This window comes from Caballeronia sp. INML2, from assembly GCF_023631365.1.
GTDB classification, from domain to species: Bacteria; Pseudomonadota; Gammaproteobacteria; order Burkholderiales; family Burkholderiaceae; genus Caballeronia; species Caballeronia turbans.
In genome coordinates this window covers 51,445-76,698 of sequence record NZ_JALQDH010000069.1, presented here as the reverse complement: position 1 = coordinate 76,698, position 25,254 = coordinate 51,445, and the positions used below count along the sequence as shown (strand labels likewise).

Annotated in this window: 25 protein-coding genes and 1 pseudogene; 15 read left to right on the top strand and 11 right to left on the bottom strand. The window is 65.5% G+C overall.

Features of this window, described 5'->3' with window-relative positions:
- The first annotated feature begins 3 nt into the window (after nt 1-3).
- Entirely contained in the window at nt 4-786 is a 783-nt protein-coding gene (locus NCT32_RS23845; RefSeq protein WP_061119265.1) for an ABC transporter permease, read from the top strand.
- A 13-nt stretch (nt 787-799) separates the two neighbouring features.
- Entirely contained in the window at nt 800-1,570 is a 771-nt protein-coding gene (locus tag NCT32_RS23840) for an ABC transporter ATP-binding protein (RefSeq protein ID WP_061119160.1), read from the top strand.
- Here NCT32_RS23840 and NCT32_RS23835 read toward each other — a convergent pair.
- From NCT32_RS23835 to NCT32_RS23810, 6 genes are all read right to left on the bottom strand, one after another.
- Nucleotides 1,567-1,941 (bottom strand): ester cyclase, encoded by a 375-nt coding sequence (locus NCT32_RS23835; protein WP_061119159.1) that lies wholly within the window; start codon nt 1,939-1,941, stop codon nt 1,567-1,569. The genes NCT32_RS23840 and NCT32_RS23835 overlap by 4 nt on opposite strands.
- 118 nt (nt 1,942-2,059) lie before the next feature.
- Nucleotides 2,060-2,764, bottom strand: a complete 705-nt coding sequence (locus NCT32_RS23830) for a hypothetical protein (RefSeq protein ID WP_061119264.1) — start codon at nt 2,762-2,764, stop codon at nt 2,060-2,062.
- Nucleotides 2,765-2,990: 226 nt separating this feature from the next.
- Nucleotides 2,991-4,277: an oxalate/formate MFS antiporter gene (gene oxlT / locus NCT32_RS23825; RefSeq protein ID WP_061119158.1), complete on the bottom strand. Its 1,287-nt coding sequence runs from the start codon at nt 4,275-4,277 to the stop codon at nt 2,991-2,993.
- Nucleotides 4,278-4,387: 110 nt separating this feature from the next.
- Entirely contained in the window at nt 4,388-6,019 is a 1,632-nt protein-coding gene (locus NCT32_RS23820) for a gamma-glutamyltransferase family protein (RefSeq protein ID WP_061119157.1), read from the bottom strand.
- 134 nt (nt 6,020-6,153) lie between these two features.
- Entirely contained in the window at nt 6,154-6,915 is a 762-nt protein-coding gene (locus tag NCT32_RS23815; protein ID WP_061119156.1) for a GntR family transcriptional regulator, read from the bottom strand.
- A gap of 2 nt (nt 6,916-6,917) precedes the next feature.
- Nucleotides 6,918-7,490, bottom strand: a complete 573-nt coding sequence (locus NCT32_RS23810) for a MarR family winged helix-turn-helix transcriptional regulator (protein ID WP_061119155.1) — start codon at nt 7,488-7,490, stop codon at nt 6,918-6,920.
- 332 nt (nt 7,491-7,822) lie between these two features.
- On the opposite strand from NCT32_RS23810, the gene NCT32_RS23805 reads away from it, so the two are divergent.
- From NCT32_RS23805 to NCT32_RS23765, 9 genes are all read left to right on the top strand, one after another.
- On the top strand, nt 7,823-9,085 hold the full coding sequence (locus NCT32_RS23805) for an amidohydrolase/deacetylase family metallohydrolase (protein WP_061119154.1): 1,263 nt from the start codon (nt 7,823-7,825) through the stop codon (nt 9,083-9,085).
- A gap of 18 nt (nt 9,086-9,103) precedes the next feature.
- Nucleotides 9,104-11,512: a xanthine dehydrogenase family protein molybdopterin-binding subunit gene (locus NCT32_RS23800; protein ID WP_250490592.1), complete on the top strand. Its 2,409-nt coding sequence runs from the start codon at nt 9,104-9,106 to the stop codon at nt 11,510-11,512.
- The gene (locus tag NCT32_RS23795; protein WP_061119152.1) at nt 11,509-12,345 is read left to right on the top strand and encodes a xanthine dehydrogenase family protein subunit M; all 837 of its coding nucleotides are present in this window, start codon (nt 11,509-11,511) and stop codon (nt 12,343-12,345) included. Before NCT32_RS23800 ends, NCT32_RS23795 begins: the two co-directional genes overlap by 4 nt.
- Nucleotides 12,342-12,863 carry a (2Fe-2S)-binding protein gene (locus NCT32_RS23790; protein ID WP_061119151.1) on the top strand — a complete coding sequence of 174 codons (522 nt, stop codon included), beginning with the start codon at nt 12,342-12,344 and terminating at the stop codon, nt 12,861-12,863. Before NCT32_RS23795 ends, NCT32_RS23790 begins: the two co-directional genes overlap by 4 nt.
- 23 nt (nt 12,864-12,886) lie before the next feature.
- Nucleotides 12,887-13,549, top strand: coding sequence for an SRPBCC family protein (locus tag NCT32_RS23785; RefSeq protein WP_061119150.1), 663 nt, complete (start codon nt 12,887-12,889; stop codon nt 13,547-13,549).
- A gap of 2 nt (nt 13,550-13,551) precedes the next feature.
- Nucleotides 13,552-14,745: a DUF1116 domain-containing protein gene (locus NCT32_RS23780; RefSeq protein WP_061119149.1), complete on the top strand. Its 1,194-nt coding sequence runs from the start codon at nt 13,552-13,554 to the stop codon at nt 14,743-14,745.
- Entirely contained in the window at nt 14,742-15,131 is a 390-nt protein-coding gene (gene hpxZ / locus NCT32_RS23775) for an oxalurate catabolism protein HpxZ (protein WP_061119148.1), read from the top strand. Before NCT32_RS23780 ends, hpxZ begins: the two co-directional genes overlap by 4 nt.
- Nucleotides 15,128-16,333 carry an amidase gene (locus NCT32_RS23770; RefSeq protein WP_061119147.1) on the top strand — a complete coding sequence of 402 codons (1,206 nt, stop codon included), beginning with the start codon at nt 15,128-15,130 and terminating at the stop codon, nt 16,331-16,333. Before hpxZ ends, NCT32_RS23770 begins: the two co-directional genes overlap by 4 nt.
- Nucleotides 16,334-16,407: 74 nt before the next feature.
- Nucleotides 16,408-17,238: a phytanoyl-CoA dioxygenase family protein gene (locus tag NCT32_RS23765; protein ID WP_250490591.1), complete on the top strand. Its 831-nt coding sequence runs from the start codon at nt 16,408-16,410 to the stop codon at nt 17,236-17,238.
- A 72-nt stretch (nt 17,239-17,310) separates the two neighbouring features.
- On the opposite strand, the gene NCT32_RS23760 is transcribed toward NCT32_RS23765, so the two are convergent.
- The 4 genes from NCT32_RS23760 to NCT32_RS23745 are packed head-to-tail and all read right to left on the bottom strand — an operon-like array spanning nt 17,311 to nt 20,380.
- Nucleotides 17,311-18,186, bottom strand: a complete 876-nt coding sequence (locus NCT32_RS23760; RefSeq protein ID WP_061119145.1) for an amino acid ABC transporter ATP-binding protein — start codon at nt 18,184-18,186, stop codon at nt 17,311-17,313.
- Nucleotides 18,183-18,842 (bottom strand): amino acid ABC transporter permease, encoded by a 660-nt coding sequence (locus tag NCT32_RS23755; protein ID WP_061119144.1) that lies wholly within the window; start codon nt 18,840-18,842, stop codon nt 18,183-18,185. The genes NCT32_RS23760 and NCT32_RS23755 overlap by 4 nt, the downstream gene beginning before the upstream one ends.
- Nucleotides 18,839-19,483: an amino acid ABC transporter permease gene (locus tag NCT32_RS23750; RefSeq protein WP_061119143.1), complete on the bottom strand. Its 645-nt coding sequence runs from the start codon at nt 19,481-19,483 to the stop codon at nt 18,839-18,841. The genes NCT32_RS23755 and NCT32_RS23750 overlap by 4 nt, the downstream gene beginning before the upstream one ends.
- Before the next feature lie 27 nt (nt 19,484-19,510).
- Nucleotides 19,511-20,380, bottom strand: a complete 870-nt coding sequence (locus NCT32_RS23745; RefSeq protein ID WP_061119142.1) for a transporter substrate-binding domain-containing protein — start codon at nt 20,378-20,380, stop codon at nt 19,511-19,513.
- A gap of 333 nt (nt 20,381-20,713) precedes the next feature.
- Between NCT32_RS23745 and NCT32_RS23740 the strand changes: the two are divergent.
- A pseudogene (locus NCT32_RS23740) lies at nt 20,714-20,869 on the top strand (2,4-dienoyl-CoA reductase); the annotation flags it as partial.
- A 54-nt stretch (nt 20,870-20,923) separates the two neighbouring features.
- Here NCT32_RS23740 and NCT32_RS23735 read toward each other — a convergent pair.
- Nucleotides 20,924-22,315, bottom strand: coding sequence for a PLP-dependent aminotransferase family protein (locus NCT32_RS23735; RefSeq protein ID WP_061119263.1), 1,392 nt, complete (start codon nt 22,313-22,315; stop codon nt 20,924-20,926).
- A 380-nt stretch (nt 22,316-22,695) separates the two neighbouring features.
- Between NCT32_RS23735 and NCT32_RS23730 the strand changes: the two genes are divergently transcribed.
- The 3 genes from NCT32_RS23730 to NCT32_RS23720 are packed head-to-tail and all read left to right on the top strand — an operon-like array spanning nt 22,696 to nt 25,254.
- Nucleotides 22,696-23,178, top strand: coding sequence for an MSMEG_0572/Sll0783 family nitrogen starvation response protein (locus NCT32_RS23730; protein ID WP_061119141.1), 483 nt, complete (start codon nt 22,696-22,698; stop codon nt 23,176-23,178).
- Between the two features lie 5 nt (nt 23,179-23,183).
- Nucleotides 23,184-24,191 carry a Nit6803 family nitrilase gene (locus NCT32_RS23725; protein ID WP_250477729.1) on the top strand — a complete coding sequence of 336 codons (1,008 nt, stop codon included), beginning with the start codon at nt 23,184-23,186 and terminating at the stop codon, nt 24,189-24,191.
- Nucleotides 24,184-25,254, top strand: coding sequence for an MSMEG_0568 family radical SAM protein (locus NCT32_RS23720; RefSeq protein WP_061119140.1), 1,071 nt, complete (start codon nt 24,184-24,186; stop codon nt 25,252-25,254). The genes NCT32_RS23725 and NCT32_RS23720 overlap by 8 nt, the downstream gene beginning before the upstream one ends.

The following is a 25,254-nucleotide window of genomic DNA, read 5'->3' as shown; positions in this document are numbered from 1 at the left end:
CAGATGTCGACACTGGATTGGGAAGCCGGAACAGTCAAAGGATCGTGGCGCGGGCTCGTGCTGCCGGTCGCCGCGCTCGCGGTGTGGTGGATCGTGTCGCGCGGCGCGCAAGCCGGGCACGGCGTGATGGTTTCGCCCGCACAGGTCTGGGATACCGCCGTCGAGCAGGTTCGAAGCGGCGCGCTCGTGCGGGCGTTGTCCGCATCGCTTGCGCGTGAATTGACAGGGTTCGCGATCGGCACGGGTCTCGGCCTCGCGCTCGGCGCGCTGCTCGGCATCTCGAAGCTCGCGAATCGCGCGATTGCGCCGAGCTTCAACACCTTCAAGCAGGTTTCGCTGTTCGCGTGGATCCCGCTGATTTCCGTCTGGTTCGGTCTGGGCGATGTCGCGAAGGTCGTGTTCCTTTCGCTCGCGGCACTCGTGCCGGTCGTGATGCACACGAGCGATGGCATTCGCGCGGTGCCGGTCAACTGGCTCGATGTGGCGCGGGCATATCGCTATGGCCGGTTGCAGACGCTGGCGTACGTGGTGTTGCCCGCCGCGTTGCCTTCGATCTTCACGGGCGTGTATCTCGCGCTCATCTATTCGTGGCTCGCGACGCTCGGGGCGGAGTATCTGCTCGTCGCGGGCAGCGGGATCGGCAATACGCTTGTCGATGGCAGCGAGCAATTTCGCATGGATCTCGTCGTGTTCGGCGTGATCGTGGTCGGTTTGACGGGGTGGGCGCTGAATGCCTTGGCGCGCGGCGTGCAGCGGCGCTGGTTCGAGACGTCGCGCGCGGCTTGAGGAGAATCCAGTAATGACGACGGCAATCGGGCAGGACAGCGGTCTGACGCTGCGGCATGTGAGCAAGCGCTTCAACGACGATGCGGCGCCCCCGGTGCTCGATCGCATCGACTTGTCGATTGCGAGCGGCGAGTTCGTGAGCATCGTCGGGGCGAGCGGGTGCGGCAAGTCGACGTTGCTGCGGCTCATCGCAGGGCTGGACGGCGATCACGAAGGCGAGATCGAGTTCGACGGCAAGCGCGTCGTGACCACCGATTTGTCGCGCGGGATCGTGTTTCAGGACCATCGGCTGTTTCCGTGGCTCGATGTCGCGCAGAACGTGGCCGTTGCGTTGCGCAATGCGCCGCTGTCGAAAGCGGAGAAAGCGCGGGCGGTGGCGGAACATGTCGAGCTCGTCGGGTTGAAGGGATACGAGCGGCATTATCCGCATCAGTTGTCGGGCGGGATGGCGCAGCGTGTGGCGATTGCGCGCGGGCTCGTCAATCGGCCGCGATTGCTGCTGCTCGATGAACCTTTCGGCGCGCTCGATGCGCTCACGCGCAGCCGTTTGCAACTGGAATTGCAACGCATATGGGAGCGGGAACGAATCACGATGGTGCTCGTCACGCACGATGTGGAAGAGGCAGTACTGCTCTCGGATCGGATCGTGGTGATGCAGGCGCGGCCCGGGCGCATCGGCGAAGTGATCGACGTGGGATTGGCGAGGCCGCGGAAGGTGGGGGATCGCGAGGTCGCCGGGTTGAGGGACGACATCGTCGATACGTTCTTCACGGAAGCCGCCTAAAGCTGCGCCTCGATCGCAGCTTTGTCGATGACGGACCAGACCTTGGCGATTTTCCCTTCGCGGAATTCGTAGAACACGTTCTCGCAGAAAACGACGCGTTTTCCGTCGATGCGCAGTCCCATGAATTCCCCTACCGGCGTGCATTCGAACCGCAACCGGCACGCGACGCGCGGCGGCTCTTCAATCAGCAGTTGAATATCGAAGAGGAGATCCGGTATCTCGCGAAAGTCTTTTTTCAGCATTTCGCGGTAATCATCGAGCGTCAGCGCCCGCTCGTTGTACTGCACCGCGTCGTGAACGTATGTGCCGAGATTCGGCCAGTCCTGCGCGTTCAGACAGGCAATGTAGCCGCGATAGAGATCTGAAAGCATGGGATGCGCTCCGGTTAGGGGCGATGTCTGTACGCCTCGAGCCGACGCGAGGACGAGTTGGGTTGTGAGTCGCTTACTTCGCGGTCCAGTGCCACGGTCCAGGCCGTGACGCCGACCGCTAGTCAACGCGGAGCCACCGACCCGATTCCGGGCACACGGCGGCCGGTGCACCGTTCAACCGGACTTGCTCTTCCTTGAGCTGTAGCGACGTCGGGCGGTCAACATCGAGGACGATCTTCAGCGCATTTCCAATATTGGCGTCTTCGATTGGAAGTTCCCACGTCAGAAAAATCTGGGTGAAGTCTTGGTCCGGGGCGAAGTCGGCCGGGAAAAACCTGTCGCTGCCGCGCTGAACGACGCCGTGGGGCTGGGCCGTATCGAAAATCACGGCTGTTCCGCGCTTAAGGGGAATGCGTTGGCCCGTAGAGGGAAAGTGCAAGTCCAGACCCTTGTCTTCGCTCAGGAAGAGATTGCAAAAGGCGGCACCGCCATATTGCTCGCCATCATGGTGATGTTTCGCGCCACGACAGGCCATCAGCGCCATGGGGCTGTCGGCAAGCACCGCGGGCAGTCCCAGGGCGCCTGTCCAGTCGGACATGGCCTGCACGCACCGCTTGTAGTCCGGCCAGCGCACTTGCGTACGCGCCAGATGCATTGCCTCGACATCCCCAGGTTCCAGGGCGAGCCGGGTCGCTGTCTCTCTTTGCCAATCCGCAAGCACGGACGCACAAGGCGCAGGCACATCGAGCGTGCCCGATAAAACGATGTCGCTTACGTTACGACTGCGGATGGCGTCGCCGCTCCAAAAAAAGGAAGTCAGCATATCTCGCATTCGACGCCGTCAAAGATGGAGTTCATCGATGCATTGTAACGATTCAGCCCGGTCATCCCGGCAGAGATCGGCCAATCTCTGTCCCTCGCCGATGCGATGTCCGAGACGCTTGATCGGCTGTTACGCCTCCGCGCCCGTCGCCGGGGCGAGCGCATCGGCGGCCCCGGCGGCAAGCGAACATACGTCGAACGGTAATCCTCTCGCGGTGCCTGGACGTTTATACAGTCCCCTGTTTCAGGAAGCGAGTGCGCATTGGCTTGAGCGCGAAGAGCGCGAGTAGGGCGGTGACGATGTCCAGCGTGATCGCGACGCTGAAGACCGGCACCCAGCTTTGCGCATGCTGATGCAACAGCGCCGCGAGCGGTCCACCGAAGATCGAGCCGATGCCCTGAGAGATGTACAGCCAGCCGTAGTTCTCGGTCGCGTGGCGTGTGCCGAACGTATCGGTCAGCGTGGACGGGAAGAGCGAAAAGATTTCGCCCCAGCCGAAGAACACCACGCCCGAGAGCAGCACGAACAGCACGGCGTTGTCGCGCGTGAGGAGCCACAGCGCCATCGCCACGCCTTCGAGCGCGAACGCGAAGAACATCGTGTTTTCACGGCCGAAGCGATCGGACACCCAGCCGAACAGCGGACGCGTGAGGCCGTTCGTGAAGCGGTCGATAGTCAGCGCGAGCGGCAGCGCGGCCATGCCGAACACGACGACCTTCGTAATGCCGAAATCCGCCGCGAAGGTCGCCATCTGCGAGGTGACCATGAGGCCCGAGGTGGACATCATCGTCATCATGGCGAACATGAGCCAGAAGAGCGGCGACTTCATCATCTGCGAAGGACGAAGATTCGTCACGCCCGATGCCGCCGCAGCCGACGCCGGCCCGAGCGCCGCATCGCGCGGCACGCGCAGACCCTGCGACGCGACAAAGCCCACGATCGCGAAGGCGATGCCGTAGATCCAAAGCGTGGCGTCGAGTCCGCGCGTCGCAAGCGATGCCGAGATCGGGAACGTGGTTACGATCGCGCCCATGCCGTAGCCCGCCGCCACCGCGCCGGCCGCGAAGCCGCGCCGGTCCGGGAACCAGCGCACCATCAGCCCGACGACGCCGACATACACGATGCCCGTGCCGAGTCCGCCGATGAGACCATACGTGAGATAGAGCATCGACGTGCTCGTGGCCATCGACGCCAGCACCCAGCTCAGGCCCGACATCACCGTGCCGAGCGAGATCAGGAGGCGCGGCCCGAAACGGTCGATCAGCTTGCCCTGAAACGGCGAAAAGAACGTCTGCAGGATGATGAGCATCGAGAAGGTCACCTGCAGCTCCGGCAGCGGCACGCCGAGCTTCGCCGACAGTGGCTTCGTCAGCAGCGTCCAGACGTATTGCGGGCTGGAGATCGCCATCATGCAGAGGAGGCCCAGGCCGAGCTGGAGCCAGCGGTTATGTGCGACGACGGCGGGCGAGGGCATTGCGGCATCGTCGTGCATCGGCTGGATGCGAGAGTTCATTGCGTTCCCCGGTGGTATTGCGAATCAAAAGGATGAGAGGCGCCGTCCGGTCCGACGAATCGCGGGACCGGACGATGAAACGACTGCGAATGGCGATGTGCCCTGAAGCGTTACCAGCCTGCGACGCCGCCGTCGCTGCGCGGATCGTGTCCGCCCTCGAACGAACCGTCGGAATGACGAACGATCGCGCCGGCATGACCCATCGCTTCGTCGTAGGCGGCGAGCACTTCGACGTCGTGCCCGAGGGCGCGCAGTGCGTCGACGGTCGGGGCGGCAAAGCGCGCTTCGAGCTTCAGCGAATCGGTGGACTGGCCCCAGGTGCGGCCGAGCAGCCAGCGCGGCGCATCGATCGCGGCCTGCGGATTCCAGCCGAATCGCGCGATGCGCGAGAACACCGCGCTCTGCGACTGCGGCTGGCCGTCGCCGCCCATGTTGCCGTACACCATGGTGCGGCCGTCGGCGAAATGCGCGAGGGCGGGATTGAGCGTGTGAAAGGGGCGGCGGCCCGGCATCAGCGGATTTAGCGACGAAGGGTCGAGCGAGAAGCTGCAGCCGCGGTTCTGCCAGTTGATGCCCGACTGCGGCAGCACGATTCCGCTGCCGAACTCGTGATAGATGCTCTGGATGAAGCTGACCGCGACGCCATCGCGATCGATGACGCCCATCCACACCGTATCGCCCGGGCCTCGGCCCTGACCCCACGGCGCGGCGCGCGACATCGACACCTGAGAGGCCATCGCGTCGAGCGCGGCGGGATCGAGCTGCGTGACCGGGTCGATGCGCATATGGTCCGGATCGGTCACGTGCTCGTCGCGCACCTTGAAGGCGAGCTTGGTCGCCTCGACGCACGCGTGCACGAACTCGGGGCCGAGCGGGTCCATGTCGTGGGTAAGCAGGCGGTCCAGCACGCCGAGGATCAGCAGCGAGACGAGGCCTTGCGTGGGCGGCGGCATGTTGTAGACGGTGCCGAGTGTGTGCCGCAGCGCGAGCGGCGTGCGCGCGCAGGCGCGGTGCCGCTCGAGGTCGTCGAGCGTGACGAGCGTTTCCAGCGATGCGAGATCGCTCGCGATGCTGCGCGCGAGGTCGCCGCGATAGAAGTCGTCGAGACCGGCATCCGCGAGGCGTTGCAGCGTCGCGGCAAGCCGCGCGTTGACGAAGCGCTCGCCGGTGTGCGGCGCACGTGAATCAGGGAGAAAGGTCTGCGCGAAGCCGGGCACGGTTTCCAGTTCTGCGCGCTTGCCCGCAATGCAATCGGCCTGGCTGCGCGTGACCGGGATGCCGTCCCTCGCGTAATAAATGGCGTCTTCGAGCAGCCGCGCGACAGTCAGGCGACCGCCGAGCACGTCTTTCGAGTAGCGATGCGCGAAGTCCCAGCCCGACACCGTGCCGGCGACGGTATTGGCCGCGAGCGGGCCGCGTGGGGGAATCGCGCTCAGACCGAGTGAGCGATACGTGTCGATGCTGGCGCGCATCGCGGCCGCGCCGCATGCCTCGATGCCGACGGGCGCGTGGCCGGGGCGCGAGATCAGCCAGAAGCCGTCTCCCCCGATGCTGTTCATGTGCGGATAGACCACCGCGATGGTCGCGGCGGCGGCGATCATCGCCTCCACCGCGTTTCCGCCTTCGCGCAGGACGGCGAGCGCGCTTTGCGAGGCGAGCGCGTGCGGCGCGACCGCCATGCCGCGCGATCCGCGCGTGGGATTCAGTGTGTTGGCAGCGGCTTGCGCGTGTTCCAGAAGCATTGACGTTTCCTTGTATACAACGAAACGACCAATGCGAGATCCGTGCCAACGCTTGGTAATAACCCTGATCAGGCTTGCCGGATAAGGCTTGCAGCGCCGCGTCGACGACGCCGATGCGAAGCCTCGTGATGTCGTCAGATGGTGCGCCGAGGCCTTGCCGGTGCGTGCTCGACGGCTTCGCGCCCTGTCCCGGTGCGCGCGGCGAGCAGGCGCTGCATGGTGAGGCCGCTCACGCTGGCCTGGCTTCCGCGGATATGGCGCGACACGAGTTCGACACCGAGCGCGCCGTCGCCGCGGCGAATGGCGTCGAGAATCGCAGCGTGTTCGTCATAGGTTTCGGCGATGCAGTCGCCCTGCACCAGGTCGAGCCGCCGCACCACGCGAATGCGGTCGGTGACGCGCTGCATCGCCGAGGTGAGCTCGTCGTTGCCCGCCGCCGCGACGAGCGAGTGATGGAGCGCTTCGTCCAGTTCGACGAGCTTGCGGCCATCGGTGATGCGCCGCGCGCGCCCGATTTTCCAGATGCGATCGAGCGCATCGAGCAGCAGATGCAGCTTAGCCTGCGGCGTCTGCGCGTCGCAGAGTTTGCGCACGGCGAAGGTTTCGATCATCTGGCGCATCTCGTAGAGGTCGTCGAAGCGCTTGTTGTCGATCGGCACGACTTCCCAGCCGCCGCGCACATAGCCCTGCATCAGACCGTCGCTCTGAAGCCGCTGCAGGGCTTCGCGCGCGGGCGTGCGCGAGACCGCGAAGCGTTCGGCGATGGCGCCCTCCGTAAGCCGGTCGCCCGGCAGGAGATGCATGTCGAAGATTTCGTCGCGCAGCGTGTAATAGACGCGATCCGCGCGCGAAAGCGTAGCGTGCAGTGCGATGGCGGGGCGCTCCTCGGGCGTCATGTTCACGTCGCGCCGGCTTCGCTTTCGCTTTCGTCCTGGGCGAGCAACTGGCTGTCGGGCAGCCGGAAGGGCACGAGGTTGTCGGCGTTGTTGGCTTCCACCAGCCGGATCATTTGCAGCATGAAGACGTCGCGCTCCACAGGCGAAAGATGCTCGATGGTGCGCTCGTGCGCGCGCTGCACGGCGGCGGCCATCTTCCTGACCAGGCGTTTGCCCGCCGGCGTGAGTTTGACGAGCCGCAGCCGCTTGTCATGTTCGGCCTGCGTGCGGCTGACGAGCCCGCGCGCGTTGAGTCGCGGAATGACTTCTGCGACGCTGGAGCGCTCCAGTCCGACTTCGATGGCGAGCGAGTTCTGATCCATCTCGCCGAGCGATTCCAGCGCCGTGAGCAAACTGTATTGCACCGGCGTGATGTTGAACTCGCTCGTTTCCTGCACGAACAGGAACGTATGGATCTGATGCATGCGGCGAATCAGAAAGCCGGGCCGCGCAAACAGCGGCGAGCGCGCCTGCCGCTGCGCAAGCTCCGCGCGAACGCTTTCGATGTCGATGTGATCGGTGACGGTGTTTCGCATGTCAGCGACTTCCGTGGAAAGAGGGACGAGCGTCGGACGCTCCGATGCCGCATTCTAGGCCGAAATCGCGGCGCGCCGCAAATGCGGGGTACACCGACGAATCACCATAAGAAGGCATCGCGCATGGGCGTGGTGCGGGAACGCGTCGGTGCTCTCCGAGTTGGTGCGAGGCAGTTTGCGAAGCTCCGTGGAATGGCACGTATCTGGCGTTGAAGAACACTGCTAACTGAATGATTCGGATGAAGAAAATTCGTTCGTAAATCGATGCATAAAAACCGGCATACAACTTGCGGTACACCACGCATCTTTCGACTCGGCCAGGCGCACAGTACATGTCACAAGTTCTGCTCAAGGGAGGGCGCGTCATCGACCCGGCCCAGAAAATCGACGCCACGCTCGACGTCCTGGTGGACAACGGCGTCATTGCCGCAATCGGCGCCGCTGCCGCGAGCCAGGCACATCAGGCGGAACTCGTCGATTGCGGCGGCAAGCTGGTGCTGCCCGGTCTCATCGATACGCACGGCCACATCTATCAGTACGTGACGGGCCGCTTCGGCTTGAATGCCGATCAGTGCGGCGTGCAGTCGGGCGTCACGACGATCGTCGATCAGGGCGGTCCGAGCTGCATCACGATTCCGGGCTTTCGTCATTACGTAGCGGAGCGTTCGGCCACGCGCGTGCTCGCGTTCATCTCCGCCTATCTCGTCGGCGGGCTCGAAGGTCACTACTATCCGGACCTGTATCGCCCCGACTGTCTGGATGCCGATGCGACCATCAAGTCCATCAAGGCCAATCCCGATCTGGTGAAGGGCATCAAGGCGCATGCGGAAATCGGCGGCTTCGCGCGCTGGGGCCTCGACGTGATGAAGATCGCCGCGCAGATTGGCCGTGGCGCGCAACTGCCCCTGTACATCCACTTCGGCCAGTTGTGGCCGAAGCCACAGAGCGGCGGCCTGCCGGTCCAGCCGGACTGCATCTTCAATCAGGTGGTCGAGACCCTCAAGCCCGGCGATATCCTCGCGCATCCGTTCAGCCGTCATCCGGGCGGCTTCGTGGAGGAGAACGGGCAACTGCATCCGCTCGTGCACGAAGCGGTCGCGCGCGGCCTGAAGATCGACGTCGGCCACGGCTCGCATTTCAGCTTCAGGACGGCGCGCATCGTGCTCGATGCGGGCGTCGTGCCCGACACGCTCGGCGCGGACATGCACGGCTACAACACACACGTGCCCGCGCCAGCCGGCACGCCCGACAGCCATCCCGACGAAGAGCATTCGTTCCTCGGCCGCACGCAGTTCAGCCTTGTCAGCGCGATGACCAGCATGCTCGCGCTCGGCCTGCCGCTCGATCACGTCGTCGCCATGACGACGTGCAACGCCGCGAAGATGGTCGGCATGGAGGGCGAGATCGGCACGCTCAAGGTGGGACGCGGCGCAGACATCAGCGTGCTCGACGACCGGCGCGGGCGCTGGGTGCTGGAGGACAACGAAGGCACGCAGGTCATCACCGACCGCATGCTGGCGCCGCTCTTCTGCCTGCGCGACGGCGTGCGCCACGACGCCGTTTCGCCGACCCTGCCGCTCGCGCGCGCCGCCTGAGAATGCGAGGTTCATACGATGATCAAACGTCTGCATAGACAGGGCGGCGGCGATAGCGCGCAAGGCATCGGCGCATCGCTCACGCGCAAGGAAGACGAGCGCTTCATGCACGGGCGCGGCGAATACGTGCCCAATATCCGCATGGTCGGCATGGTCGATGTGGCGTTCGTGCGCAGCCCGATCGCGCATGGTCATATCGTCGGCATCGAGAAGCCGGAGGGCTTCGAACACGCGATCTACACGCTTGGCGACATGGAAGGCGTGAAGCCTGTCGTCGCGAATTCGGGCCTGCCGGGCTTCAAGTCTTCCGAGCAGCCGGTGCTCGCGAGCGGCAAGGTGCGGCAGGTCGGCGAGATCATTGCAATGTGCGTGGCCGCGACGCGCGCGCAGGCCGAGGACATTGCCGCGCAGGTTTTCGTCGATTTCGAGGAGCTGCCCGCCGTGGTCGACATGATCGACGCGCGCCGCGACGATTCCGCGCTCGTGCACGAACACTGGGGCGACAACGTCTTCCTCGAAACTTTCGTCGATGCGAACCCTGACGTCGATCTCGACGCGATCCGCCGCGACGCGCCGATCCGCGTGCATCGCAAGCTGCGCACGGCGCGCCAGAGCATGGCGCCGATGGAAGGGCGCGGCTGCGTTGCGCACTGGGACCGGCGGCTGTCGCAACTGATCCTGCACACGTCCGCGCAGATGCCGCACATCACGCGCACCGGGCTTGCGCAATGTCTCGGCCTCGACGAAGGGCAAGTGCGCGTGATCGCGCCGGACGTGGGCGGCGGCTTCGGCTACAAAGGCATTCTGCTGCCCGAGGAAGTCTGCTGCGGCTGGCTCGCGATGCAACTGGAGAAGCCCGTGCGCTGGATCGAGGATCGCCGCGAACAACTCACGGCGAATGCGAACTGCCGCGAGCACGACTACGACATTACCGGCTACGCCGATCGCGACGGCCGCCTGCTCGCGGTCGAATGCGAGGCGCATGTGGATTCGGGCGCGTATTCGTCGTATCCGTTCTCGGCGTGTCTGGAGGCGGCGCAGATCGGCAGCATCCTGCCGGGGCCGTACAAGATGGAGCGCTTCCGGTGCCGCACGTGGTCGGTCGCGACCAACAAGCCGCCGATCCTGCCGTATCGCGGCGTGGCGCGCACCGGCGTGTGCTACGCGATCGAAACCGTCATGGATGCGATCGCGCTCGAAGCGGGCATCGAGCCCTATGAGGTGCGTCTGCGCAATCTCGTCGAGCCGCACGAGATGCCCTACGACAACATCACCAGGAAGCATTTCGACAGCGGCGACTATCCCGAGGCGGTGCGCCGCGCGATGGCCGCGATCGACCTGTCCGCGGTTCGCGCGCGGCAGCGTCGCGGCGAGCCGGACGGCAGGCGCATCGGTTTCGGCATGTCGGTGTTCTGCGAGCAGGGCGCGCACGGCACGTCGGTGTATCACGGCTGGGGCATTCCGATGGTGCCGGGCTACGAGCCGGCGGTCATCCGCCTCACGCCCGACGGCGTGCTCGAAGTGCGCGTGGGCGTGCATTCGCACGGGCAGAGCATGGAAACGACGCTCGCGCAGATCGCGCACGAAGTGCTCGGCATCGACACCGACCGCGTGCGCATCGTGCTCGGCGACACCGGCGTCACGCCTTATTCCACCGGCACCTGGGGCTCGCGCTCGATCGTGATGGCAGGCGGCGCGGTGGGCCGCGCATCGAAGGAACTGAAGGAGCGGCTCCTGAAGATCGGCGCGCATCTGCTCGGCGAACCCTCGAGCGAGGTGCGCTGGGAAAACGGCGCGGTGGTCGGCAGACAGGCGTCGCGCAGCCTGCGGGAAATCGCGCGGACCTGGTATCTCGCGCCGCAACTGCTGCCGTCCGATGTCGATCCGCGCGGCCTCGAAGTCTCGACGTCCTATCAGGCGAAGCGCGATTCGGGCACCTTCAGCTACGCGTGCCACGCGGTGGTCGTCGCGGTCGATCCGGCGCTCGGGCAGACGGAGATTCTAGTTTACGTGATCGTGGAAGACGGCGGCGTGCTCATCAATCCGATGGTGGTCGACGGACAGGTCTACGGCGGCGCGGCGCAGGGCATCGGCACAGCGCTCTACGAGGCGATGCCGTACAGCGACGACGGCCAGCCGCTCGCCTCGACGCTCGCCGACTACATCCTGCCCGGCGCGACCGAAGTGCCCGCCATTCGCATCGAACACATGGAAACGCCCGCGCCATACACCGAGTTCGGGCAGAAGGGCATCGGCGAGAGCGGGGCGATCGGTCCGCCCGCCGCGCTTGCCAATGCTGTCAACGATGCGTTGCGCGGACTCGGCGTGCGCATCGACCAGTTGCCGGTCACGCCGCGCCTCGTCGTCGAAGCGCTCGCGAAGGAGCGCGAACGCCAGGCCCGCGCGATGAAAGGAATGCCCGCATGAAAGCCGCGACCTACGATTATGCAAAGCCGCTCACCTGCGACGAGGCGATCGCGCTCATCGTCCCGACCGGCGGCATGGGCAAGTTCGTGTCCGGCAGCCAGTCGCTCGGGCCGATGATGAACCTGCGCCTCGCGCAGCCGGAAATGCTCGTCGATCTGCGCGGCATCGCGGCGCTGCGTGCATGCCGCATCGAAGGGGAGACGGTCACGCTCGGCGCATGCCTCACGCATGCGCAGATCGAGGACGGCAAGGTCGAGACCGGCACACGCGGACTCATGGAATATGTGGCGCGCGGCATCGCGTATCGCGCGGTGCGCAATCGCGGCACGCTCGGCGGCAGTCTCGCCCACGCCGATCCCGCTGCGGACTGGATCAACACGATGTGCGCGCTCGATGCGCAGTTTCTGGTCGCGGGACCGGGCGGCGCGCGCGTGATCGACGGCGGCGACTGGATGGCCGGCGCATTCACGACCGCGCTCGAAGCCGACGAGATCCTGACCGGCGTGCGCTTCGCGCGTCTTTCGCCGACGGCGCGCTGGAGCTACTACAAGTTCAACCGCAAGCCGGGCGAGTTCGCCGAGGCCATCGCGGTGTTCATCGACGATGCGGCGCGCGGCGTGTGCCGTGCCGTGATCGGCGCGATCGACGCACCGCCCTTCGCCATCGACGATGCGCGCGATCTGCTGCGCGACGCCAATCCGCAAACCTCGTGTTTCGATGCACATCTCGAAGCGGCGGGCATCGAAGCGGGAAGCTATGAACATGAAGTGCATCGCGTCGCGCTCGTGCGCGCGGCGGCGGCCATTCGCAATCAGGACGGAAAAGCACCATGAGCGACGCATTCATCAAGACGATCGAACTCGTCGTCAACCGTGCGCCGGTCGTGGACCGCGTCGAGCCGCGCACGAGTCTCGCCGATTTCCTGCGCGAGCAGCGCATGTTGTGCGGCACCAACATCGGTTGCGAGCAGGGCGTATGCGGCGCATGCACGATCGACGTGGACGGCGTGCCGACCCGTTCGTGCATCACTCCCGCGATCAGTTGCGCGGGGAGCGCCGTGCGCACCATCGAAGGCTTCGACGACGACGCCATCATGAACGAGCTGCGCGCGGCCTTCAGCGCCGAACACGCGCTGCAATGCGGCTACTGCACGCCGGGCATGCTGATGACCGCGCGCGACATCGTCACGCGCCTGCCCGATGCCGACGACGCGCGCGTGCGCCTCGAACTCTCCGGCAACCTGTGCCGCTGCACGGGCTACGTGGGCATCGTCCGCGCGATCCGCCGCGTGCTCGATGCGCGTCGCGCCCGCGCCGCAGCCCCGCTCGCGGCCGCCGCCGCGACCGCCTGAAACACTCATACGGAATTCGCGCCATGGAAATCGAACAAAGCTTCACCGTCCCTTATCCGCGCCATGCCGTATGGGCGCGCTTTCACGACACGCCCGGGATCGTCGCGTGCCTGCCGGGCGCCTCGCTCACAGCGCCAGTCGCGAACGGCATGCTCAAGCTCGCGATGACCGTCAAGCTCGGGCCGATCGTCGCGTCGTTCGCGGGCGACGGCGCGATGCAGCTCGACGATGCGCAGTATCGCGGCAGCATCACGGGAACGGGTGTGGACCGGAAGAGTTCGTCGCGCGTGAAGGGCGTGGCGTCGTTCGCGCTCGAAGCCACGGCGGCGAGCGAAACGCGTGTCGACGTGAAGGTGGACTACACGATCGGCGGCAGCCTCGCGCAGTTTTCGCGCGGCGGGATCGTGAAGGAACTGGCGACGCGCATGACCGAAGCGTTCGCCGAAAATCTCAAGGCGAAGCTCGACGTCGCGGACACGGCAGCAGGCAGCGCGCTGGTGCAGGCCGCAGCGCCGGCCGTCGTGCAGGAAGCCGAAGCGCCCGCCCCGAAGACGCGCGTGGAACCGCGTCCGGGAGTGCGTGCGGCATCGGCGAAAGCGGCAAACGCGCCGCTCGATGTCGGCAATCTGTTCTGGAAGATGCTGTGGTCGCGCCTGCGCGGACTGTTCAGCTTCGCGGCCCGCTGACCATGCGCACCGACGATGCCAACGCACGCGCGCTGAGCCGCGTTCACGCGGTGCGTCCGCAATGGCGCGCGGTCGTGGCGGCGCGCGACGCGGTGCGTCTGCCGGACTTCACGCTGCTGCATGCGGGGCCGCCGTTCGACAATCCGCGCGAGCCGTCCGCGCCGGTGCGTTCGTCTGCGGTCCTGTGCTGTCTGTACGAAGGCTGGGCGAAGGATGAAGTGCACGCCGAACGGCTGATCGCGCAAGGAGAAGTGCGGCTCGAATGCGCGCAGGCGTATGGCGTGGTGACGCCGCTCGCGGCCGTGATCTCGCCGCGCACGATGCTCGTCGAGGTGAACGACGCGAACGATTCCGCCGCGCGTGCGTGGTCCATGCTGGGCAGCGGCGCGGGTCCGCAGATTCGCTTCGGCGGCCGCGATCTGCGCATTCTCGATCGCATGAAATGGCGCGACCGAGTGCTCGCGCCCGCGCTCGATGCAGCGCTCGCTCGCGGCCCGCTCGATCTGCTGGCGCTGGCGCAAACCGGTCTCGATGATGGCGACGATCTGCACGCGCGCACCACGGCTGCCACCGCCGCACTGCGCGAGCTGCTCGCGCCGCGCCTCTCCGATGCATCCGGCGAGATCGACGCGATGCTCGCCCAGACGCCGCTTTTCTTCCTCACGCCGTGGATGGCCGCGTGCGCGCTCATGCTTTCGGCGGCGGCGCGCGCGGGCGATGCTTCATCGACGCTCGTGGTGGCGCTCGCGGGCAACGGCGAGCGCATCGGTATCCGGCTTGCGGGCGCGCCCTCACGGTGGATCACCGCCGACGCCCGCGCGCCGGAAGGACCGCGCATCGATCCGCACCAGCAGGCGGAGGCGGCGCCGCTGACCGGCGACAGCGGCGTCATCGACGCGGCCGGTTTCGGCGCGCAGGCGCTCGCGCCGGAGCCGGCGCAGGCGTTCGAGGCATTGTTGCCCGCCGGCTGGCGCGAGCGCCAGGCGCGCCTTTACACGGAGCCGCATCCCGCGTTCCCGCGGCTGCCCGGTGTGCTCGATGCCGCCCGCGTCGAGCGCGAAGGTATCGCGCCACTCGCCGCCATCGCGATGATCGGCGGCGACGGACGCGCAGGCCTGCTCGGGCGCGGTCTCTATGCGGCGCCGCCCGAACTCTTCGCGCGCGCAATGAGAAACCTTTCCGGCGACAACGCATGAGCGCAGAACCGATCAACCATCCGGCCACGCTCGCGGCGGTCGAAACCGCCTTCGACGAATACGAGCGCGCGCTCACGACCAACGACGTCGCCGTGCTCGACACGCTCTTCTGGATGAGTCCGCACACGCTGCGCTACGGCGCGACCGAAAACCTGCAAGGCTACGACGCCATCCGCGAGTTTCGGGCGCAGCGTCCGGGCAAGGGCCTGATGCGCACGATCGTCGACCGGTCGGTGACGAGCTTCGGCGCGGACTTCGCCGTGACGAACATCACGTTCTCGCGCGCAGGCGAGCCGCGCATCGGGCGCCAGTCGCAGACGTGGGCGCGTATCGACGGTCAATGGCGCGTGGTCGCCGCTCACGTCAGCTGGATGGACCCGTCATGACGCGGAACGATTTGCTGCAAGCAGGCCTCCACGGCGCATTCGTCGCCGATGGCTTCGCCTCGCTGCCGCCCGCCGCGCTGCCGCCGCGCACCGGCGATCGGCTCGCGACCTTGCGCCTCGCGGTGAAGGATGTCTTCGATATCGCCGGATTGCGCACCGGCGGCGGCAATCCGGCCTGGCGCGATCAGCAGCCGGTCGCCGCGCGCACCGCACTCGCCGTGCGTGCGCTGCTCGAAGAAGGCGCGCAGTGGATCGGCAAGACCGTCACCGACGAACTTACCTACAGCCTTGCCGGCGTCAACGCGCACTACGGCACGCCCGTGAATCCGGCGGACCCGGCGCGCATGCCGGGCGGATCGTCGTCGGGGTCGGTCGTGGCAGTCGCGGCGGGTCATGCGGACGTCGCGCTCGGCACCGATTGCGGCGGCTCCGTGCGCCTGCCGGCTAGCTATTGCGGCGTGTGGGGCATGCGGCCCACGCACGGCCGCATCGCGACCGACGGATGTCTCACGCTCGCGCACAGCTTCGACACGGTCGGCTGGTTCGCGCGCGATCCGCACACTCTCGCGCTCATGTTCGAGGTACTGGCGCAAAGCGTCGTCGGATCGAACGACGATGCATTCGCCGTTCACGTGCCGCGCAACCTGCTCGCCTGCGTCGATGCGCCCGTCGCGGCGCGCTTCGAGGCGTCGATCGAGGCGCTCGGCGAGCGCGTGAGCTTCGTCGCGCCGCAGGCACCGCTGCCTGACTGGGCGCAGACGTTCCGCGTGTTGCAGGCGGGGGAAATCGCCCAGCGATACGGAAAGTGGGCGCGCGAGCATTCGGCGAGCTTCGGTGCGGACGTCGGCGCGCGCTTCGCGATGAGCCTGACCATCACGCGCGAGCAGATCGCGCAGGCGCAGCGGCTTCGCGTTGAAGCGATCCACGCAATGGCCGAAGCCCTGCCGCAAGGCACCTACTGGCTGGTTCCGACGGTGCCGGGCGGCGCGCCGCGCGCCGATGCATCGGCGCAAACGGTCGATCACACGCGCGCCCGTGCGCAGCAGATGCTGTGCGTCGCCGGTCTCGCAGGCCTGCCGCAGGTGAGCATGCCGTGGACGCGCATCGGCAGCGCGCCGGTCGGCGTGTCCGTCATCGGCGCGCGCGGCGCGGACGAAGGCGTGTTGCGCGTCGCGCGCGCCGTGCACGAACTCATGCGGTAAGCGTCCGCGCGGGCGCGACCCGTTGCCGGACGAGCAAGCGTCTTTCCGATCGAAGCACACTCAGAGGAACGTCCATGACGAAGCATCTCACCGAAGCGCAGGTCGCGCACTTCAAGCAGCACGGCTATGTCTATCCGATGCGCGCGATCGACGCGCACGAGGCGGCGGAGTATCGCCGCATCATCGAACGGTACGAGGCGTCCTCCGGCGAGGACGTCAACAGGACGCTCAAGATCAAAGGTCATCTGGCCTTGCCGGCGATCGTCGAACTCGGCCGTCATCCGGCCATTCTGGATGGGGTCGAGGATCTCATCGGGCCGGACATCATGCTGTTCGGCGCGTCGATCTTCGCTAAAAACGGTCGTGATCCGCGCTATGTGTCCTGGCATCAGGACTCGACGTATTTCGGGCTGACGCCGCACGAGGAAGTGACCGTGTGGGTCGCGCTCACGCCGGCGAATTCGGTCAACGGCGTGCTGCGCGTGCTGCCCGGCTCGCACAGCGGGCCGGACCTCAAGCACGTCGAGACGTACGCGAAGGACAACATGCTCGCCAAGGGGCAGACGCTCGTCGACATCGACGAAAACCTGGCGGTCGAAATGCCGCTTGAGCCGGGCGAATTTTCGATGCATCACGAACGCACCGCGCACAGTTCGTTGCCGAATCGCTCGGATGATCGGCGCATCGGCTTCGCGTTCTTCTATGTGCCGGCGCATGTGCGATCCGTCACCGGCCGACGTCGGGCGACGCTCGTGCGCGGCGTCGATCGCTTCGGTCACTGGGATGCCGACACCTTGCCCGAATACGACTGCGATCCGCGGTCGATGAGCGAACTGGCGCAAACCTGGGGCAAGTACAAGGACGGTGAAGTCAGGCAGGCCGCGGACATGGCTGCGCCGCAATGAATCCGCTCAGACTCGTCGCGGCGCATGCAGGCCGCGACGAGTCTGAACGTCAGGCGCGTCCGGAAGACTCGCTCAGTCTTCGGCCGCGTGATGCGGCGAGCGAAAGCGCGCAAGAAACTGCCGCGCGCGCGGCGTCTGCGGCGCGTCGAAGAACTGCTCGGGCGGCGCGCTTTCGATCACCTGTCCCGCGTCCATGAACACGACGCGGCTCGCCACCTGCCGCGCGAACTCCATCTCGTGCGTGACGATGACCATGGTCGCGCCTTCCTGCGCGAGCGAGCGCATCACGCTCAGCACTTCGCCGACGAGCATCGGATCGAGCGCGCTGGTGGGTTCGTCGAAGAGCAGGATGTCGGGCTTCATGGCCAGTGCGCGCGCAATGCCCACGCGCTGCTTCTGGCCGCCCGACAGCCGCGACGGATACGCATCCATCTTGGCCGCGAGGCCGACGCGTTCAAGCAGGCGCTCGGCTTCCGCGTGCACTACGTCGCGTGGAAGTCCGAGCACGTGCAACGGCGCTTCCATCACGTTCTGCAGCACCGTCAGATGCGGCCAGAGCGCGAAATGTTGAAACACCATGCCGATGCGCGCGCGCGAACGCGCGAGTTCGGCATCGTTCATCTTGATCGACGAGCCTTCGCGCAGGCCCATGCGCCGGCCGGATACGTGGACCGTGCCGGCATCGGGAATTTCCAGCCAGTTCACGCAGCGCAGCAGCGTGGACTTGCCACAGCCCGACGGTCCCAGCAGGCATACGGTCTCGCCCTTGTGCACGGTGAGCGAGACATCGCGCAGCACGTGATTCTCGCCGAACGACTTCGATATGCCGTTGAGTTGCAGGACCGTAAGCGCCGCCTGGCTCGCCGCGCCGCTCGCGAGGCCGGACGATGCTCCGGCTGCGTCGGTCGCGCGCATGATGGTGACCGGGACGTCGTTCGAAATGTTCATGCTCTGCGTTCCTCGGCAAATCTGGACAGTAATCCGCTGCCGCCTTCGATCACGAGGCATATGGCCCAGTAAAGCAGCACGGCCGTGATGAACGCGGCGAACGGGATGAAATAGGTCGCCTGAATGCCGTTCATCTGATGCGTCAGCTCGCCGACCGCGATCACCGTGAGAAACGCGCTGTCCTTCACGATCTGCACGAGCTGGTTGCCGATCATCGGCAAGGCGACTGTGAAGACCTGAGGCAGGATGATGCGGCGAACCAGGCCGAAGCCGTGAAAGCCGTACGCGCGCGCGGCTTCGATCATCGGCGCGGGCAGGCCGGCCCACGCGCCGCGCAGCAGCTCGGCCATGTAGGCGGTGTTGTAGAGAATCAGCGCGATGGCGCCGGCCCACCAGTTCGACAGGCGAATGCCCGCGCTCGGCAGCCCGAAATAGATCAGATAGACGAACAACAGGAAGGGCGCGCAGCGCATCGCATCGACATACAGCACGGCGATGTGCGCGATGGCCGGGCGCTTCGACATGAGCGCGGGTGCGAGCAGCGCGCCCAGCAGGAGCGACGCGAGTGCGGCGACCGCGAGCAGTCCGAGCGTGTCGAGCAAACCCGAAAGCACGTCCGCGCGCTGCTGCCAGACGATCAGAAAGTGTTCCGTCATGCGCGGGCCTCCACGGGCTGGCGACGCTCGATCACGCGCTGTGCCCGGATCAGCACGAACACGATAAGTCCGTAGAGCACCAGCGCGAACACGAAGGGCGGCAGCGGATCATAGGTGCGCGCGCCCACACGCAAGGCCGCGCGCGTGATTTCGACGATGCCGATGACCGCGACCGCGGGCGTCGACTTGATCTGCAGGGTCATCTCGTTGACGAGACCCGGAAGGCTCGCGCGCCAGAGCTGCGGCAACACGATGCGCCGGAACCGCAGGCTGCGCGGCATCGCGAAGGCGAGGGCGGCATCGTACTGGTCGCGCGGAAAGTTGATCAGCGCGGCGCGCCAGATTTCGCAGTTGAACGCCGCAGTGCTGATGGTGAGCGCGAGGATCGCGGCGGGCGTCGGGTCAAGCGAGATGCCGAACTGCGGCAGCGCGAAGAAGATCAGCAGCGTCAGCGTCACGGCGGGACACGAGCGGATGAGGCTCACGTACGCGAGCACGATGCGGTTGAGATACGGCACGCGCGCCCAGCGGATCAACGCGAGGCCGAGTCCCAGCGGCACGCCGAGCACGATGCTGGCGACCGAGAGAAGCACGGTCTCCAGCGCTCCTTGCGCGATGCTCCAGTAATCGAAGGCGTTCATCGATGCGGGATGATATGGGCGTAAAGGTCAGTTGACCGACTGCGGCATGTCCTTGTAGCTCGCGCCGAGCCACTTCTGCTGGAGCTGGTACATCTCGCCGCTCTTGCGCAGTTCGAGCAAAGCGGCATCGACTATCTTCAGCACGTCGGTATTGCCCTTTTTCACGGCCCACGCGATATAGGTCGGCTTGCCGATCGCCTGGCCGACGACGAACACGTCCGGGCGCGTCTTCACGAGCGAGTTCAGGCTGATCTGCGTATTCGCGACCGCATCGACGCGACCGAGCCCGAGATCCTGATAAGCCTCCGGATACGACTGATACTCGACGATCTGCTTGAGACCGTTGCCGCCGTGCTTCTTTTTCAGTTCCTCGTTGAAGGACTTGAGGTCCGCCAGCATCGCGCTGCCCGTTTCCGCGCCCACGACCTTGCCGACGAGATCGTCGGCGGTCTTGATCGGGGCGCCCTTCTTGGTCGCATACACGGTGACGGCCTCGCAGGTCGGCGACGCGAAGTCGAAGTTCTTCTTGCGCTCTTCGGTGACGAGCACCGCGCTCAATGCCATGTCGTACTTGCCCGTCGTGACGCCGGGCAGGATGCCGGACCACGGCATCACCTGTTGTTTGACGTCGACGCCGAGCTTCTTGCGCATCAGCGCGAGCAGGTCGTTGTCATAGCCCGTGTTCTTGCCGTTCTCGACGAATTCGAACGGGTTGTAGTCGTCCTCGGTCGCGACGCTCAGATAGCCCCGCGCCTTGATTTCCTCCGCGCCCGCTGCATGAGCCGCCTGGCTCAGGCCGAACGTCGCGACGAGCATGAGCGCGCACGAGCGAAGAAGCGTGACGGCGGTGCGCTGTTTCGACTGACGAGCATCGCGACGGGTGAGACAGGCTGACATGAGAGGCCTCTTTGATGTTTGCGATGGCGCGCACGGCGTTCGATGCATGCGCGGTCGCTGGTTGGCGATCGTCGAATGGACGATTCGTTCGAGTACCGATGAAATCGACTTCGGAATATGCAAGTGGTATGCCAACGATCCATCGCGCCGCCATCCCCGACGAACCGGCGTTCATGCGGCACACGAGCCGCCGTATCGAAATATGTGGTGCACCACAGATGTCCTGGCGGCCTCGTCTTCGTGCATGACCGCACCGAGTTGCGACATGGGGCGGCAATCGGTGGTTTGCTTATCCGCGAATTGGTGTTCGCTTGCGGGCTTCGGACTCAGATCGACGCGCGGCAGGCCGTGATGATGCTCAATGACTTGAAGGAGAATCTCGTCGAACGCTCAGGCGGCAGCTATGAAGCTCCTGCCATGCAAGGCGAAGCGCGTGACGGTCGCACGGTGGCGCGTGAGGGCTGCTTTGTGGGCTTTGCGCGCGGTATCCGCAAGAGACCGCTGCGGGTCGAATCGCCCGTTCACTTAGGCGATAGCGCGTTTTCAAAGCGTCGGCATATGCAGATGATGCGGATCGCCCATCATATCGGCGACGCGCCTTAGCGCTTCGCGGCAATCTTCCCGGTTCTGAGGTCCACCGAGACATAACCGCAGCGCATTCGGCGGATTCCCATCTGCGGAAAATGCGGCCCCGGCCACCGCGCCGATGCCTTGATTGCGCAACTGGAGGGCCAATTCCGGCGCACTCCAGTCACACATCGAAGGCACGGGCAGCCACAGATGAAACCCGTGCGGGTCGGCGTCGAACGCGAAGCCTCGAAGCTCGTCCGACGCGATCGCCTGTCTGGCCGATGCCTCCTCGCGAATAGCTTCGAGCACGTCTGAAGCCGTGCCGTCGTTGACCCATTGGGTCGCGAGGAGGACGGTGAAAGGGCTCGGCATGACCGTCGTCGCACGCAATGCTCCCGCGATCCGCTGCGTCTGCCGCAGCGTAGGCGCTTTGAGATATGCCACGCGCAACCCCGCGCCCAGCGTCTTCGATAAGCCGGTCACGTGATACGTCAGTTCGGGCGCGAGTTGCGCGAGCGTGGCGGGCGCGTCGAAAGGCAACATGCCGTAAGGCTCGTCTTCGATGATCGGCACGTTGTAACGCAAGGCCACATCGGCAAGGGCTTCGCGCCGCTGCAGCGTAAGCGTCAATGTGCTCGGGTTCTGCAGCGTGGGATTGCAGTAGAACGCTCCCGGCTTCTCCGTCTTGCACAACGCTTCGAACGCATGCGGCAACGGGCCTTCGTCATCGCGGGGCAAGGCCTGCAAGCGCACGCCTAGTTGCGAAGCAATCGCCTTGATCCCGGGATAAGCGAGCGAATCCAGACAGATGATCTCGCCCGGCCGCGCAAGCTGCGACACCAGCGCAACGAGCGCGCCATGAATGCCCGGACAAACGAGCACGTTATCGACATCGCAATCCGGAACGCGTTTCCGAAGCCATTCGCGTCCCGCCGCGCGATCCGCCGCCGTTCCGCCGAAATCCTGATAACGCAACAACTGAAACGGATCGGCACGCTCCATCAGGCTCGCCGCCGACGCGCGCAGTCGCGCTGCCAACAGCGGTGGTTCGGGCGGCATGTTCATCGACATCTCGACGCCGCCGCCCCCCGCGAGCGGCAACGTCGGCGTCCTGCCGCGCGCGAAGGTTCCGCTACCCGCGCGCGCATCGAGCAGGCCGCGCTTGCGCGCTTCCGCGTACGCACGCGCGACCGTCGTGTAGTTGAGGCCGAGCAGGTCGGCGAGATCGCGCAAACCCGGCAATCGGTCACGTGGCCGCAATCGCCCGGTGGCAAGGTCTTCTTCGATCAGATCGGGAATCGTCAGATAAGCGGGCTTTCTACTCTCCTCGAGCTTTCTGATCCAGTGATGCGCCGGCTGATTCATGACCGCGATGTCCTCGGCGAAGGTTCGATTCACCTTAGCATGACAAATCAATCAAAAGAAAAGAGATCGCATGCGCTGATCGCAGTTGATTGCATTGATCGCATCCATGCACATCGTCAGTGTGCTGCGCACCACGCACAGGCTTTCCTGCGCTGAAAGCGTGCGCGCCTCGCTCGGCAAGGCTCCCGTGCACGACTACGAAAGGCCGTCCGCAACGGCTTGCACGAGAATTTTTCGTGTCGCGCATGCAAGTTTGTTTTGCTTGATTGCAAAGTGATTGCATTTTACGGGCCAATCATTGGCATATCCGTTGCGTTTGAGCGTTCGCCGTCGCGATGAAACATGACGGTATACACGTGAACCCAACATCGGAGAATGCCATGCCCGCAGTCAATCAACCGCTTCACAAGAACGGCGACTTTCTGGTCGACTACGAAGAGAAAGTTTTCGAAGACGTGAAGGCCGAACCTGGCGAGAAAGCACTCGTCACGTTTCATACGGTCGCATTCGAAGGCTCGATCGGCTTCGTGAATCTGCTGCAAGCCACGCGTCTGCAACGCAAGGGATTCGACACCTCCGTGCTGCTCTATGGACCGGGCGTGACGCTCGGCCTGCAACGCGGCTTCCCGACGCTCGGCGACGAAGCGTTCCCCGGCCATCTCAACTTCAACAAGCAGCTTCAGAAGTTCATGGCTGAAGGCGGGAAGGTCTACGCATGCCGCTTCGCATTGCAGGCTCTCTACGGACACGGCGAGGCGTCGCTCATCGAAGGCATTCGTCCGATCAACCCGCTCGATGTGCTCGATCTTCAGTTGCTTCATCGCAAGGAGAACGCGCTCGTTATTCATACGTGGACCGTGTGACGATCATGGCCGATGCCCTGACGACCAAGCGCGTCGTGCGCGCCGCCGCCGTGCAGATCGCGCCGGATTTCGAACGCCCGAACGGCACGCTCGAGCGCGTCTGCACGACCATCGACGAAGCCGCCGCGAAAGGCGTGCAGCTGATCGTGTTTCCCGAGACCTTCGTGCCGTATTACCCGTACTTCTCGTTCGTGCGCGCACCGGTTGCTTCGGGTCCGGATCACATGAAGCTCTACGAACAGGCGGTGGTCGTGCCGGGTCCGGTCACGCAGGCAATCGCGGAACACGCGCGGCTCGCGAACATGGTGGTCGTGCTCGGCGTCAACGAGCGCGATCACGGCAGCCTCTACAACACGCAGCTCATCTTCGACACCGATGGCCGCCTGCTGCTCAAGCGCCGCAAGATCACGCCGACGTTCCACGAACGGATGATCTGGGGACAAGGCGATGCCGCGGGGCTGAAGGTCGCTGAAACGCGCGTTGGCCGCGTCGGCGCGCTGGCTTGCTGGGAGCACTACAACCCGCTCGCGCGGTACGCGCTGATGACGCAGCATGAAGAGATCCATTGCAGCCAGTTTCCCGGCTCGCTGGTCGGCCCGATCTTCGCCGAGCAGATCGAAGTGACGATCCGGCATCACGCGCTGGAGTCGGGTTGCTTCGTCGTCAATGCGACAGGCTGGCTGACCGATGCGCAGATGGAAGCCATTACGCCGGATCCGAACCTGCAACGCGCGCTGCGCGGCGGCTGCAACACGGCGATCGTCTCGCCCGAAGGTCAGCATCTGGCCGAGCCTTTGCGCGAAGGCGAAGGCATGGTGATCGCCGATCTCGACATGTCGCTCATCACCAAGCGCAAACGCATGATGGATTCGGTCGGCCACTACGCGCGGCCCGAGCTGCTGAGTCTCGCGATCAACGACCGACCCGCCACGCCCGTCACTTCTTTCAAGGACACCTACGACGATGAGCGCAAGAGAGAGCCTGCCGGCGTCGAGCCGGCAATTGATGATTGAGCTTCAGTCGAGCGGCCTGCGACTGGTCGATCCGCGCGCGGGTGTGTCGAGCCGGCGCGGCGGCGCGGGACCATCGGATCACAAGGCGGTGACCGTCGATGGCGTGACCATCATGGTGCCCGTGCATACGAGCACTGCCTGGGATTCGCCGTTCGTCGCGGGCCAGCCGGACGCGAGCGGCAACAGCGCGCTGATGCGCAACACGATCCCGATCGCGAGCATCAGCTTTCCGAAGACGCCGCGCTTCTACGCGATGCAGACACTCGACGGCGTGCCTTATTCGCACATAGCGACGCTGCACAGTGCCGACGTCCTCGCGACAACCGTGCTGCAAACCTGCATCCGTTACGAAAGCCGGCGCAAATCGTGCAAGTTCTGCGCGATCGGGCAATCGCTCGCGGCGGGACGCACCATCGCGCGCAAGACACCCGAGCAGCTCGCCGAGGTGGCGCGCGCCGCCGTGTTGCTCGACGGCGTCAAGCACATGGTGCTGACCACCGGCACGCCGCCGACGCCGGATCGCGGCGCGCAGATCCTGTGTGAGAGCGCGTTCGCGATCAGGGCGGCAGTCGATCTGCCGATCCAGGCGCAGTGCGAGCCGCCCGATGACGACCGCTGGTTCGAGCGCATGAAGGCGAGCGGCATCGATACGCTCGGCATGCATCTCGAAGCGGTGACGCCCGCGGTGCGCGACCGCATCATGCCAGGCAAGGCGAGCGTGCCGGTGTCGCGCTACATGGAAGCGTTCGAGGCAGCGGTCGCGGTGTTCGGGCGCGGGCAGGTGAGCACGTACATCCTCGCGGGACTCGGCGACACCGCACAGGCCATCGTCGATATGGCGGGCGATTTGATTGCGCTCGGCGTGTATCCGTTCGTCGTGCCGTTCGTGCCGATCAGCGGCACGCCGCTCGAGGACCATCCCGCACCCACGCCCGACTTCATGCGCTCGGTGCTGGCGCCGATCGGCGCGATGCTCGCGCAGGCGAGCATGCGTTCCGCCGATATCAAGGCGGGCTGCGGCAAATGCGGCGCATGTTCGTCGCTTTCATCGTACGAGGTGTGA

What these genes read in the sequence shown, in the direction of transcription:
- oxlT (WP_061119158.1), bottom strand. Translation starts at nt 4,277, where the DNA reads ATGAACTCTCGCATCCAGCCGATGCACGACGATGCCGCAATGCCCTCG.
- NCT32_RS23800 (WP_250490592.1), top strand. Translation starts at nt 9,104, where the DNA reads ATGATCAAACGTCTGCATAGACAGGGCGGCGGCGATAGCGCGCAAGGC.
- NCT32_RS23760 (WP_061119145.1), bottom strand. Translation starts at nt 18,186, where the DNA reads ATGAACATTTCGAACGACGTCCCGGTCACCATCATGCGCGCGACCGAC.
- NCT32_RS23835 (WP_061119159.1), bottom strand. Translation starts at nt 1,941, where the DNA reads ATGCTTTCAGATCTCTATCGCGGCTACATTGCCTGTCTGAACGCGCAG.
- NCT32_RS23755 (WP_061119144.1), bottom strand. Translation starts at nt 18,842, where the DNA reads ATGACGGAACACTTTCTGATCGTCTGGCAGCAGCGCGCGGACGTGCTT.
- NCT32_RS23820 (WP_061119157.1), bottom strand. Translation starts at nt 6,019, where the DNA reads ATGCTTCTGGAACACGCGCAAGCCGCTGCCAACACACTGAATCCCACG.
- NCT32_RS23725 (WP_250477729.1), top strand. Translation starts at nt 23,184, where the DNA reads ATGGCCGATGCCCTGACGACCAAGCGCGTCGTGCGCGCCGCCGCCGTG.
- NCT32_RS23730 (WP_061119141.1), top strand. Translation starts at nt 22,696, where the DNA reads ATGCCCGCAGTCAATCAACCGCTTCACAAGAACGGCGACTTTCTGGTC.
- NCT32_RS23805 (WP_061119154.1), top strand. Translation starts at nt 7,823, where the DNA reads ATGTCACAAGTTCTGCTCAAGGGAGGGCGCGTCATCGACCCGGCCCAG.
- NCT32_RS23720 (WP_061119140.1), top strand. Translation starts at nt 24,184, where the DNA reads ATGATTGAGCTTCAGTCGAGCGGCCTGCGACTGGTCGATCCGCGCGCG.
- NCT32_RS23780 (WP_061119149.1), top strand. Translation starts at nt 13,552, where the DNA reads ATGCGCACCGACGATGCCAACGCACGCGCGCTGAGCCGCGTTCACGCG.
- NCT32_RS23840 (WP_061119160.1), top strand. Translation starts at nt 800, where the DNA reads ATGACGACGGCAATCGGGCAGGACAGCGGTCTGACGCTGCGGCATGTG.
- hpxZ (WP_061119148.1), top strand. Translation starts at nt 14,742, where the DNA reads ATGAGCGCAGAACCGATCAACCATCCGGCCACGCTCGCGGCGGTCGAA.
- NCT32_RS23745 (WP_061119142.1), bottom strand. Translation starts at nt 20,380, where the DNA reads ATGTCAGCCTGTCTCACCCGTCGCGATGCTCGTCAGTCGAAACAGCGC.
- NCT32_RS23785 (WP_061119150.1), top strand. Translation starts at nt 12,887, where the DNA reads ATGGAAATCGAACAAAGCTTCACCGTCCCTTATCCGCGCCATGCCGTA.
- NCT32_RS23790 (WP_061119151.1), top strand. Translation starts at nt 12,342, where the DNA reads ATGAGCGACGCATTCATCAAGACGATCGAACTCGTCGTCAACCGTGCG.
- NCT32_RS23830 (WP_061119264.1), bottom strand. Translation starts at nt 2,764, where the DNA reads ATGCTGACTTCCTTTTTTTGGAGCGGCGACGCCATCCGCAGTCGTAAC.
- NCT32_RS23810 (WP_061119155.1), bottom strand. Translation starts at nt 7,490, where the DNA reads ATGCGAAACACCGTCACCGATCACATCGACATCGAAAGCGTTCGCGCG.
- NCT32_RS23815 (WP_061119156.1), bottom strand. Translation starts at nt 6,915, where the DNA reads ATGACGCCCGAGGAGCGCCCCGCCATCGCACTGCACGCTACGCTTTCG.
- NCT32_RS23735 (WP_061119263.1), bottom strand. Translation starts at nt 22,315, where the DNA reads ATGAATCAGCCGGCGCATCACTGGATCAGAAAGCTCGAGGAGAGTAGA.
- NCT32_RS23750 (WP_061119143.1), bottom strand. Translation starts at nt 19,483, where the DNA reads ATGAACGCCTTCGATTACTGGAGCATCGCGCAAGGAGCGCTGGAGACC.
- NCT32_RS23795 (WP_061119152.1), top strand. Translation starts at nt 11,509, where the DNA reads ATGAAAGCCGCGACCTACGATTATGCAAAGCCGCTCACCTGCGACGAG.
- NCT32_RS23770 (WP_061119147.1), top strand. Translation starts at nt 15,128, where the DNA reads ATGACGCGGAACGATTTGCTGCAAGCAGGCCTCCACGGCGCATTCGTC.
- NCT32_RS23765 (WP_250490591.1), top strand. Translation starts at nt 16,408, where the DNA reads ATGACGAAGCATCTCACCGAAGCGCAGGTCGCGCACTTCAAGCAGCAC.
- NCT32_RS23845 (WP_061119265.1), top strand. Translation starts at nt 4, where the DNA reads ATGTCGACACTGGATTGGGAAGCCGGAACAGTCAAAGGATCGTGGCGC.